10 protein-coding genes and 4 tRNA genes are annotated in these 11,959 nt (G+C 45.9%); 2 read left to right on the top strand and 12 right to left on the bottom strand.

The window, feature by feature from the left end; translation table 11 throughout:
* Positions 1-31 precede the first annotated feature (31 nt).
* From hupB to Q5L94_RS00345, 10 genes are all read right to left on the bottom strand, one after another.
* Positions 32-304, bottom strand: coding sequence for a nucleoid-associated protein HU-beta (gene hupB, locus Q5L94_RS00390; protein ID WP_317496538.1), 273 nt, complete (start codon positions 302-304; stop codon positions 32-34).
* A 306-nt stretch (positions 305-610) separates the two neighbouring features.
* Entirely contained in the window at positions 611-2,935 is a 2,325-nt protein-coding gene (gene lon, locus Q5L94_RS00385; RefSeq protein ID WP_317496537.1) for an endopeptidase La, read from the bottom strand.
* A 121-nt stretch (positions 2,936-3,056) separates the two neighbouring features.
* Positions 3,057-4,328 (bottom strand): ATP-dependent protease ATP-binding subunit ClpX, encoded by a 1,272-nt coding sequence (gene clpX, locus Q5L94_RS00380; RefSeq protein ID WP_317496536.1) that lies wholly within the window; start codon positions 4,326-4,328, stop codon positions 3,057-3,059.
* Positions 4,329-4,356: 28 nt separating this feature from the next.
* Positions 4,357-4,977 (bottom strand): ATP-dependent Clp endopeptidase proteolytic subunit ClpP, encoded by a 621-nt coding sequence (gene clpP, locus Q5L94_RS00375; protein WP_317496535.1) that lies wholly within the window; start codon positions 4,975-4,977, stop codon positions 4,357-4,359.
* Between the two features lie 99 nt (positions 4,978-5,076).
* The gene (gene tig, locus Q5L94_RS00370) at positions 5,077-6,378 is read right to left on the bottom strand and encodes a trigger factor (protein WP_317496534.1); all 1,302 of its coding nucleotides are present in this window, start codon (positions 6,376-6,378) and stop codon (positions 5,077-5,079) included.
* Positions 6,379-6,558: 180 nt separating this feature from the next.
* A complete protein-coding gene (locus Q5L94_RS00365) occupies positions 6,559-6,786 on the bottom strand; it encodes a hypothetical protein (protein ID WP_317496533.1) in 228 nt (75 codons plus the stop codon).
* Positions 6,787-6,885: 99 nt separating this feature from the next.
* Positions 6,886-6,962: transfer RNA gene (locus Q5L94_RS00360), tRNA-Pro, on the bottom strand.
* 27 nt (positions 6,963-6,989) lie between these two features.
* Positions 6,990-7,065, bottom strand: a tRNA-His gene (locus Q5L94_RS00355).
* 26 nt (positions 7,066-7,091) lie between these two features.
* Positions 7,092-7,168: transfer RNA gene (locus Q5L94_RS00350), tRNA-Arg, on the bottom strand.
* Positions 7,169-7,196: 28 nt separating this feature from the next.
* Positions 7,197-7,273: transfer RNA gene (locus Q5L94_RS00345), tRNA-Pro, on the bottom strand.
* On the opposite strand from Q5L94_RS00345, the gene Q5L94_RS00340 reads away from it, so the two are divergent.
* Complete coding sequence (locus Q5L94_RS00340; protein WP_317496532.1) at positions 7,246-7,425, top strand: hypothetical protein; 180 nt, start codon at positions 7,246-7,248, stop codon at positions 7,423-7,425. The genes Q5L94_RS00345 and Q5L94_RS00340 overlap by 28 nt on opposite strands.
* An 88-nt stretch (positions 7,426-7,513) precedes the next feature.
* Complete coding sequence (gene folD / locus Q5L94_RS00335; protein ID WP_317496531.1) at positions 7,514-8,374, top strand: bifunctional methylenetetrahydrofolate dehydrogenase/methenyltetrahydrofolate cyclohydrolase FolD; 861 nt, start codon at positions 7,514-7,516, stop codon at positions 8,372-8,374.
* Positions 8,375-8,377: 3 nt separating this feature from the next.
* Here folD and Q5L94_RS00330 read toward each other — a convergent pair whose 3' ends face one another.
* Complete coding sequence (locus tag Q5L94_RS00330; protein ID WP_317496530.1) at positions 8,378-9,112, bottom strand: pilus assembly protein; 735 nt, start codon at positions 9,110-9,112, stop codon at positions 8,378-8,380.
* 111 nt (positions 9,113-9,223) lie between these two features.
* Positions 9,224-11,842: a type I DNA topoisomerase gene (gene topA, locus Q5L94_RS00325; protein ID WP_317496529.1), complete on the bottom strand. Its 2,619-nt coding sequence runs from the start codon at positions 11,840-11,842 to the stop codon at positions 9,224-9,226.
* Positions 11,843-11,959: the final 117 nt, after the last annotated feature.

The following is an 11,959-nucleotide window of genomic DNA, read 5'->3' as shown; positions in this document are numbered from 1 at the left end:
ATTCTTTAAAAAAAGCGCTAATGCGCTTTTATTAATTTACTGCGTCTTTCAGTGCTTTACCTGCTTTAAAAGAAGGAACTTTAGCAGCAGCGATCTGAATAGTCTCACCCGTTTGAGGGTTACGACCAGTACGAGCAGAACGCTCACGCACGCTAAACGTACCGAAGCCAACTAATGCGACTTGGTCATCTTGTTTTAGAGCATCAGTTACTGCATCGATCATAGAGTCCAGAGCACGACCAGCAGCAGCCTTAGAAATATCTGCACCTGCCGCGATTTTGTCAATAAGCTGAGACTTGTTCACAGTATCATCCCCTTAGATTGTTATTATCAAGTTTCCGTGGTTCCATTCGGATTTTAAAATGGGCCAGAACGGTTATATCAATCTTGATCTGATTGTTCAAGCACCACTGGTATCCAAATGGTTATCCTATCCAGCTGTTCTTATGTCATACATGTGAATCAGCTATAAAGCCTAGGCTACCACAGTCTTTTAGATTGAAAACCCTTTTTACTCACTTTTTAACGAAAAAATGCGGCCTGAGGGACAATTTCTCACCCGCAGGCCGCATTCTAGTGCTTTAATATGACTTTAGTATCAGTCTATTGATTAACCTTTAACCAAAGCGACATCTAATACTTCGTCAATCCATTTTACTGGCTGAATCACTAAATCTTCTTTTACGTTATCGGCAATTTCTTTTAAGTCGCGTTCATTCTCTTTAGGAATTAACACATGCTTAATTCCACCGCGATGAGCCGCCAGTAATTTCTCTTTTAAGCCACCAATGGCCAGAACTTCCCCACGCAACGTAATCTCGCCGGTCATTGCGACATCAGAACGAACAGGTTTACCGGTTAGCGACGACACCATAGCTGTAACCATAGCAATACCCGCACTCGGTCCATCTTTTGGTGTGGCGCCTTCTGGCACGTGCACATGAATATCGCGTTTTTCATGAAAGTCTTCGGCTATCCCTAGTTTGTCAGCACGGCTACGCACAACTGTAAGGGCCGTCTGAATGGACTCCTGCATCACATCACCCAGAGAGCCTGTGGTGGTGGTTTTCCCTTTACCGGCTACGTTAGTTGCTTCGATGGTCAGCAAGTCACCACCAACTTCAGTCCAGGCCAGACCGGTAACCTGACCGATTTGATTGGCCTCTTCTGCTTTACCGTAATCAAACCGTTGCACGCCCAGATAATCGCTCAGGTTGTCGCCGGTAATCTCAACGTGCTTTATCGATTTATCCAGCACAATTTGCTTCACCGATTTACGGCATAAGCGTGACAACTCACGTTCAAGATTACGTACTCCCGCTTCGCGGGTGTAATACCGAATAATGCCTATAATGGCACTGTCCTGAACCGTTATTTCTTTTTCTTTTAAACCATTACGGCCAATTTGCTTTGTTAATAAATGTCGCTTCGCTATATTTAGCTTCTCTTCTTCGGTGTAACCCGATAAACGAATAACTTCCATGCGGTCTAATAATGGCGCTGGAATATTCATACTGTTCGATGTGGCAACAAACATGACATCTGATAAATCGTAATCCACCTCAAGATAATGGTCATTGAAGTTAATGTTTTGCTCCGGATCCAGAACTTCAAGCAATGCTGAAGCCGGGTCACCGCGCATGTCAGCCGACATTTTGTCAATTTCATCTAACAAGAACAGAGGATTACGAACGCCAACTTTCGACATTTTTTGGATCAGTTTACCCGGCATAGAGCCAATATAAGTGCGACGGTGACCACGTATTTCCGCTTCATCGCGCACGCCGCCTAATGCCATACGCACGTACTCACGTCCCGTTGCTTTCGCTATCGACTGTCCCAACGACGTTTTACCTACACCCGGGGGACCCACTAAGCAAAGAATCGCACCTTTTACTTTGGTGGTTCGTTGTTGTACCGCAAGATATTCAATAATACGTTCTTTAACTTTCTCTAGCCCGTAATGGTCAGCATCCAAAACTTTCTCGGCGTGAGCTAAATCCTTCTTAATACGCGAACGTTTTTTCCATGGAACCGATACCATCCAATCAATGTAACCGCGTACGACAGTTGCTTCCGCCGACATCGGTGACATCATTTTTAATTTTTGCAGCTCAGCTTCAGTCTTTTTCTTCGCTTCTGCTGGCATTTTAGCGTCATCAATTTTCTTCTGCAGCTGCTCAAATTCATCGACGCCATCTTCGGTTTCACCCAGCTCTTTCTGAATGGCTTTCATTTGCTCATTCAAATAGTATTCGCGCTGGCTTTTTTCCATCTGTTTCTTAACGCGACTACGAATGCGTTTTTCTACTTGCAGGATATCGATCTCACCTTCCATCAGAGCCATCAGGTGTTCGATGCGCTCGCGAATGTCGGTAATTTCAAGAATAGTCTGCTTTTCTGCAAGTTTCAGTGGCATATGAGCAGCCATTGTATCCGCTAAACGGTCACCGTCTTCAATGCCTGATAAAGACGTCAATACTTCCGGTGGAATCTTCTTGTTTAGCTTCACATAGCCTTCGAACTGATTCAGTGCCGAACGAATAAGAATCTCTTCCTCTTTTTCCGGCAACTCTTCCGCGGCCAGGTAATGAATACTGGCCTGAAAATATTCTTCGTTATCCTGCAATTCATCCAGCTGCGCCCGCTGCTTACCTTCGACCAGCACTTTAACAGTACCGTCGGGTAGCTTCAGTAACTGTAAGACCGTCGCGACTGTACCTACCTGATAAATATCCTCAGTAGTAGGTTCATCCACAGAAGCGTCTTTCTGAGCCGCCAGAAAAACTTGTTTATCTTCATCCATAGCAGCTTGTAAGCATCGAATCGACTTTTCCCGACCGACAAACAGCGGTATCACCATATGTGGGTATACCACAACATCTCTCAACGGCAGAACCGGCATCGTTAATTGTTCGGTGCGCTCTTCGCTCATTAAATTCTCTCCCGACCTAGGTTTACTTTGTAATATGCGGTCTTTACCTGAAAGTTCAATCCTTGACAGAAAAAAAGGGCCTTTCCGGCCCTTTTTCGAACACTTTTAATACAGTTTCGGATTATTCACCCGAAGCCTGCTTATTTTTCTGCTGATTTGCGTAAATTAGAATAGGATCGGATTCACCAGCGATTACTGACTCATCCACTACAACTTTCGCGACACCTTCAATAGAAGGCAGTTCATACATAGTACCCAGCAGAACACCTTCAACAATGGAACGTAAACCACGAGCACCTGTTTTGCGAGCCATAGCTTTTTTGGCGATAGCTCTTAACGCGTCTTCACGAAACTCCAGTTCAACATCTTCCATTTCAAACAAAGCTGAATACTGTTTGGTTAACGCATTCTTTGGTTCGCGCAAAATTTCAATCAGCGCTTCTTCGTCGAGCTCATCTAGCGTAGCGACAACCGGTAAGCGACCAATGAATTCAGGGATTAATCCATAGCGAACCAAATCTTCTGGTTCCACTTTGGCAATAATTGCTCCTTCTTCACTTTGCGTCTTACTCTTCACTTCTGCACCAAAACCAATACCGGTTCCAGTCGACAAGCGTTGCTCGATAACTTTATTTAAACCGGCAAAAGCCCCACCGCAAATAAACAGAATTTTTGATGTGTCGACTTGCAAAAACTCTTGTTGAGGATGTTTCCGGCCACCCTGCGGCGGCACAGAAGCAACGGTTCCTTCGATCAGTTTTAACAAGGCTTGTTGCACACCCTCGCCACTAACATCACGGGTAATCGACGGGTTGTCCGACTTACGGGAAATCTTATCAATCTCATCAATGTAGACAATGCCGCGTTCTGCTTTCTCAACGTCGTAATCACATTTCTGTAAAAGTTTCTGAATAATATTTTCAACGTCTTCGCCAACATAGCCCGCTTCAGTTAATGTTGTTGCATCGGCCATAGTAAATGGCACATTCAAATAACGGGCTAAGGTTTCAGCCAGGAAAGTTTTACCTGAGCCTGTCGGCCCAATTAGCAAGATGTTACTTTTGCCAAGCTCAACTTCTTGCTTCGCTGAACCGCGTAAGCGTTTGTAGTGATTATAAACAGCTACTGACAGCACCTTTTTAGCGCGATCCTGACCAATAACATAGTCGTCCAAATTCTTACGAATAGCTTTTGGCACAGGCAACTCATCCTGATCCGGAACCGGAGACAGTTGATGAATTTCTTCTTTTAGAATGTCATTGCATAGCTCAACGCATTCATCACAAATGAACACGGACGGTCCCGCAATAAGCTTCTTAACTTCGTGCTGACTTTTGCCACAAAAAGTGCAATATAGCGGCTTATCGCCGTCACCTTTGGACTGATCCGTCATGCTTTTCTCCTAACTGCTCTGTGCCAACTCAGGACTCTTCGCCACGTTGACGTAAAATACCATCGACAAGGCCGTAATCGATTGACTCTTCTGCCGATAAAAAGTGATCGCGATCAGTATCTCTGGCCACTTTATCGTAATCCTGACCTGTGTTCTCCGCTAACATACGGTTTAAACGCTCTTTCAGATCCAAAATTTGTTTCGCATGTATTTCAAAATCTGACGCTTGCCCCTGGAATCCGCCCAAAGGCTGATGAATCATTACTCGGGAATTAGGTAAACAGTAACGTTTACCCTGAGCGCCTCCAGCTAACAGAAATGCTCCCATACTGGCTGCCTGCCCCATACACACGGTGCTAACGTCTGGCTTAATAAAACGCATGGTATCGTAAATAGCCATACCAGCGGTCACTACGCCACCAGGCGAGTTAATATACAGATAAATGTCTTTATCAGGATTATCTGATTCTAAAAACAGTAGCTGAGCCACAATGAGATTGGCCATGTGATCTTCTACCTGACCACAACAAAAAATGACACGTTCTTTTAAGAGACGCGAATAGATGTCGTAAGAGCGCTCACCTTTCGAAGTCTGCTCGACGACCATAGGGACTAGCTGTGCCATTGGATCCTGAATATCGCTCGACATGTTTTATAAAGCTCCTGAAATAAAAATGGCTCGTATGAGGTCATACGAGCCATTAAACCAAGCTGTAGCGGGACCCGTCAAGGATTCCGTTACAAGAGATTACTGCTGCTTCGGATTCATGATGTCGTCAAAGCTTGCTTTCTTGTCTTTCACGGAAGCTTTTTCCAACACAAATTCGATAGCCTGCTCTTCCAACGCTAAGTTACGAACTTGCTGCATCATATCGTTGTTTGACTTGTAGTACTCGACAACTTCCTGCGGGTCTTCATAAGCAGAAGCTGCTGTCGCGATTATCTCATCAACTTTCTCATCATCAGCTTTAAGCTCGTTACCACGAATCACTTCACCTAATAACAAACCAACTTTAACGCGCTCTTTCGCTTGCTCTTCGAACAACTCAGCCGGTAAGTCAGGCATTTGTTCAGCATTACCACCAAAGCGTTGAGCAGCTTGCTTACGTAGCTGGTCAATTTCCTGGTCGATCATTGATTTAGGTAGTTCAACGTCGTTGTTTTCAACAATACCTTTCAGTACTTGTTCTTTAACTTTTGCTTTCACTGCGTTTTTCAGCTCGCGTTCCATATTTTTGCGAACTTCTTCTTTCAACGCTTCAACGCCGCCTTCTTTCACGCCGAACAATGCAACGAACTCATCGTTTAGCTCAGGCAGGTCACGTGCTTCGACTTTCTTCGCAGTGACCACAAATTGCGCTTCTTTACCTTTTAGGTTTTCGGCGTGGTAGTCTTCCGGAAAAGTGACTTCGATAGTCTTTTCTTCGCCCGCTTTAATTCCTTTAATTTGATCTTCAAAACCAGGAATCATACGACCTTCGCCCAGTTCGAGCGCGAAGTCGTCAGCTTTACCGCCTTCAAATTCTTCACCGTCGATAGAGCCAACGAAATCCATAGTGACACGGTCACCCTTTTTGGATTTACGCTTAACTTCTTTCCAGTCAGCGTGTTGTTTCTGCAACGTTTCCAGCATGTTGTCAACGTCTTTCTCAGTGACTTCAACAGCAGGCTTTTCAACTTCTACTTTGTCCAGGTTCTGTACTTCTACTTCTGGATACACTTCAAACGTAGCCGTGAACTCAAGATCTTTACCTGGTTCATTGACTTTAGGTTCAATTGCAGGTGCGCCAGCAGGGTTCAGTTTTTCCTGCATAACAGCTTCAAAGTACTTACTTTGCATGACACTTGACGCTGCACGTGAACGGGCTTCGCGACCAAACAGCTTCTGTAATACGTTCGGTGGAATTTTTCCTTTGCGGAAACCATTCACACGACGATGGCGATATTCTTCTTTTAATAAGCGTTTTACTTCGCTATCAATTGTATCTGCCGGGACTGTAACAGTCACACGACGTTCTAAACCTTGAGTTGTCTCTACAGAAACCTGCATTGCTTCATTACCTCGGTTTCAATCAATGAATGTTACGCGCATCAACTTATCATTATAAAAATGAGATACGGCAACGGCGTTGACCTTTAAAAATGACGCAGCATTATAGCGAGGTGACCGCCCGGAGTCGAGCCCCCGAGCGGCAATTTTTAGGCTTCACTTTAACGGAAGGAAAAATAACTAAGATTTATCTTTAAGTTCAAGAAGTAAATTATTGATTTCACCCAGTTTATCCGGTTTATCCCCGGCCATGTTTTCTTGATCGGCTACTTCGGTTTCCAGTTCATCGTAGCGCCACTGCGTAAGCACTTCAATTTTCTGCTCGTTTGAAAGCTTGGGATGATTTGCCACGTCTTGCGGAGAATCAAACGCTTCAGCGGGGTTCTTTAAACTTTTCTTAAAGTCCATAACAATAGCTCCAGCTAAGGATTAACAACACAATCTTTTGATTAAGTATCCGATAAATGTAGCAGTAGTGGCTAAAAAGAAAAAGGGGAATTAGTGTAATGGTCGGCGATGCAGGATTTGAACCTGCGACCCCTTGGACCCAAACCAAGTGCGCTACCAAACTGCGCTAATCGCCGAAATACAGAATATGACTTCAAAAGAAATGGGGTGGATGATGGGACTTGAACCCACGACAACCGGAATCACAATCCGGGGCTCTACCAACTGAGCTACACCCACCACTGAGTGATTTCTTTGGCGCGTTATGGCGCACCCGGCAGGATTCGAACCTGCGACCCACGGCTTAGAAGGCCGTTGCTCTATCCAACTGAGCTACGGGCGCATATCGAACCAACAAACCGTCAGAAGAATGGTCGGCGATGCAGGATTTGAACCTGCGACCCCTTGGACCCAAACCAAGTGCGCTACCAAACTGCGCTAATCGCCGAATTTCTCCGAAAGCCGTGTCAGACGCAGCTTTTAAAAACGCCATTGCTGGTCGACAACGGTGGCGAATATTACCTGCTGAATGCTGACCCGTCAAACTTTTTTTCGGTTATTGATGCCGACTGGCTACTTTTGCAACAACCTGACGACTAAACCAACAACCGGTGACATTCAGGACCGAAAAAAGTTACAATACGTCTTATACATCACCTTGAATTCTCTCATCTTTGGGAACGTCATTATGCCAGCTCAAATTATCGATGGTAAAACCATCGCTGCCACTGTTCGCCAATCGGTTAAACAGCAAGTAAAAGAACGCCTTGACTCCGGTTTACGGGCGCCCGGGTTAGCTGTTGTCCTAGTCGGAAGCGACGCCGCTTCAGAAGTTTACGTGGGCAACAAGCGCCGTGCCTGCGAAGACGTTGGTTTCCGCTCGTTTGATTACGACTTGCCAATAACCACTACGCAACAAGAACTTGAAAAGCTCATTGAAGAACTGAACGATGACGACGCCGTAGATGGTATTTTAGTTCAGCTTCCGTTGCCCGCTGGCCTTGACGCCACACCGATTTTAGAACGAATTCGGCCGGATAAAGATGTCGATGGTTTTCATCCTTTCAATATCGGACGCTTGTCACAACGTATTCCTGCTTTGCGCCCCTGTACCCCCAAGGGCATTATGACACTGTTAGAGCACACGCAAATCGACTTACATGGATTAAACGCCGTAGTTGTCGGGGCATCAAATATTGTCGGTCGTCCAATGAGTCTGGAATTATTATTGGCCGGAGCAACGACAACGGTATGTCATCGCTTTACCAAAGACTTATCTGACCATGTAAAGCGTGCTGACATCGTCGTCGTTGCCGTAGGCAAAGCAGAGTTCATTCCCGGCGAGTGGATTAAACCGGGCGCAATTGTCATAGATGTAGGAATGAATCGTTTACCAGACGGCCGGTTAACCGGTGACGTTGAATTCTCTGTCGCTGCCGAAAGAGCTGGCTGGATCACTCCTGTTCCCGGTGGCGTTGGCCCCATGACAGTGGCTTCATTAATTGAGAACACATTACAGGCCTGTGTCGATTATCACGACGTTCGTTAAATTTTATTGCTGTCGGTAGCCGCTTAACATGGCATGTTGAGCGGTATTCGATAACCCCCACAACGGTTTATCGAATAAAGTGCTGCGGCCGGCACAGTAAGTCGCAGCTTTTGAATCTGAGAGTAAACTCTGTGTTGCCGCCAGAAAATCAGCAGCAATTGGAATTGCCAGTGGCAAGCACCAATAAGTTTCAATGACCAAAACGCGTGCCTGATGCCATTCCTCTGAGGCATTATCGCCAGCCCGCGCATGATAATGATCGACCGAAATTTCCAATACATCTTTTTGCAATTCGTGATCCCAACGCCAGTCGGAAAACTGGCGAAAATCATCAGTACTGGGCGAGAGAACCTTTAATTGTCCAAACCGCGAGAAATGCAGTCGCTGTTTAGCTATAGCCTCAGCTGCGGCGGTTATTTTGTTATCAATGTCCAGTTGTGGTTTTAAACCGGCCATTCCTGCCGCCAGCGTGTTCACCATGGCATTATTATTACCATGGTTAAGACTTCCCGCTCTCACAGCATACTGATTCGCTACCGTGAGTGTTTGCTGCGCCCACCAAATAAAAAGAGCCTGAACAAAAGTAAAAACGCAGGCGACGATAACAGGCCAGACGACCAGCAGTTCAACACTCGCCTGCCCGGATTGTTTTTTCAGTATTTTAGCGGGGTTCAGAAAAGAAAAACCCGCTGCCGGAAAAGCAGCGGGAAGTGTTATGCTCAAGCGAGACAATAACATTAGGACCTCCGTGTCCGGTGTGCCGTGTCCTTCAATAGACACGGCACTATGTTAGTCCAGCTTTTATCTTTTAACTATTGGCAAATTGAGTGTTTGCTCGTAAGCCTTTAGCTACTTTTCTTCTACCTGCCACTTACCGTTACGGTAGAACGCCTTCCAACCCGTTTGTTTCTTCTTAATTTCAGTTACAACGTACTGTTCTTTGTTCTTTCTTGAAAAACGAACAATAGCATCATTACCGTCATTATCTTCCTTAGGCGCTTCTGCCAGGTACTTGAATTTTTCCGGTAAACGATCTTTAAACTGAGCCAGTTCTTTTACCGTTACCGCCCGAGTTTCTCTCGATTTAGGGAAGGTATTGGCCGAAAGAAAAATACCGGAAGCCCCGTCTCTTAGCACAAAGTAAGCATCCGACTCTTCACAAGGTAACTCAGGTAACGGCACCGGATCTTCTTTCGGTGGCGCAGCTTCTCCGCTTCGCAGTAATTTCCGGGTATTTTTACATTCACTGTTAGTGCAGCCAAAGTACTTACCAAAGCGTCCCGTTTTTAACTGCATTTCAGAGCCACACTTATCGCATTCAATGGTGGGTCCATCATACCCCTTAATGCGGAAAGTCCCCTCTTCAACCAGTTGACCGTCACAGGTTGGGTTGTTACCACAAACGTGTAACTTACGCTTTTCGTCAATAAGGTAACTGTCCATTGCGGTGCCACATTTAGGACAACGCTTTTTGGCTCGAAGCGCTTCAGTTTCACGCTCTTCTTCGTCAGTCACCTCTATCGCTTCTTCGCCCGGTGTCAGGTTAAGCGTTTTAGTACAACGTTCTTTGGGCGGCAGGTTATAGCCAGAACAACCAAGGAATACACCCGTGGAAGCTGTTCTTATTCCCATTTTTCGACCGCACTCAGGGCAGTCGATATCGGTAAGAACCATGCTGTTCTCACGCATGCCTCCCTCGGTCGGTTCCAGTTCAGCTTTTTCCAGGCGCTCTTTAAAGTCAGCATAAAACTTATCCAGAGTCTCTTTCCAGTCCCGCTTTCCGGCGGCAATATCATCCAGAGCCTGTTCCATTTCCGCCGTAAAGTTATAATTCATTAGCTCAGTGAAGTTTTCAATCAAGCGGTCATTGACAATTTCACCCATTTTTTCAGCAAAGAACCGACGGCTCTCAACCCGAACATAACCGCGATCCTGAATGGTAGAAATAATGGAAGCATAAGTTGATGGACGACCAATGCCTCGTTTCTCTAGTTCTTTTACCAGAGAAGCTTCACCATAACGCGCCGGTGGCTTAGTAAAATGTTGTTCCGGGTTCAGCTTCTCCAGCTCTAATGCATCGCCTTTTTTTACATCGGGCAAGGTCGCATCACCATCTTTTTTACTACTGGCCGGGGGCATTACCTTAGTCCAACCCGCAAACCGCATAACGCGCCCGCGAGCTTTCAATTCAAAATCGCCGGCGGTTGCCGTCAAAGTGGTACTGTCATAACGAGCCGGTACCATTTGGCAGGCCACAAATTGACGCCAGATAAGTTCATACAAACGTTGCGCATCTCGCTCAACAGACGCCAGTGACTCAGACTTAACCTTTACGTCTGACGGGCGTATCGCTTCGTGCGCTTCCTGTGCGTTACTTTTGGCACCGTAACGGATAGGAGCATCCGGTAAATAATTTTTACCAAAATCCTTGGTAATCAATTCACGACAAGCATCGACAGCTTCAGAACTTAAATTGGTTGAATCAGTACGCATGTACGTAATGTGACCCGCTTCATACAAACGCTGAGCCATCATCATGGTTTTCTTGACGCCAAAGCCTAATCGGGTACTGGCAGCTTGCTGCAGAGTCGAGGTAATAAAAGGCGCGCTGGGTTTGCTGGACGTTGGTTTATCTTCACGCCCGGTAATTTCATAATCGGCTTTTTTCAGTAGCGCTAAGGCCGCGTCCGTTTCCTGTTTATTGGACGGACGGAAGTTCTTACCTGCCTGCTTCATCACCTGCATGCGCAGAGACTCGTCCGCAGGCGTATTTAAGTCCGCATGGACGTCCCAGTACTCTTCCGGTACAAAGGCTTTAATTTCACGCTCACGTTCAACCACAAGCCTTACAGCAACAGATTGGACACGCCCTGCTGACAACCCTCGGGCGATTTTTTTCCACAGTAAGGGAGACACCATAAAACCAACGACGCGATCCAGGAAACGTCGGGTCTGCTGCGCATTAACCCGGTCAGTGTTCAGCTCTGCCGGATGTTCAAAGGCCTCCTGAATGGCTTTTTTCGTTATTTCATTAAACACCACGCGTTTATAACGCGAGTCGTCACCACCAATAAGTTCCCGCAAGTGCCAGGCTATCGCCTCCCCCTCGCGGTCCAAATCCGTTGCCAGAATAATTTCATCTGACTTTTTGGCTAACTGTTTTAGCTCTTTAACGACTTTCTCTTTTCCCTGCAAAACCTCGTAATGTGCTTCCCAGTCATTTTCCGGGTCAACCCCCATACGAGCAATCAGTCGCTTATAATCACGTTCTTTCTGGTATTTTGCCTTAGCGTCAGGCGCCATTTTGCGTACTTCCGCAGCCGGCTTACTCTTTATAGTCTCAGTGGCACGGGTAGGCAGATCACGGACATGACCAACACTGGACTTAACGACAAAGTCCTTACCTAAATACTTATTAATCGTTTTGGCTTTTGCCGGAGACTCGACAATGACGAGCGATTTTGCCATAGAATAATCGTTCTCTTGTTGTAGATGACCGTGTATATACGTGCTAACAGTAACAATTACAAGTGCAATTGCTCTTTAGCGGCCTTTTTTAGGTATATCGGTTATCGCTCGCAGAAA

Origin of the sequence: Idiomarina sp. Sol25 (assembly GCF_033052775.1) — a bacterium.
Classification (GTDB): Bacteria; Pseudomonadota; Gammaproteobacteria; order Enterobacterales; family Alteromonadaceae; genus Idiomarina.
This window is presented reverse-complemented; position numbering and strand designations above follow the sequence as displayed.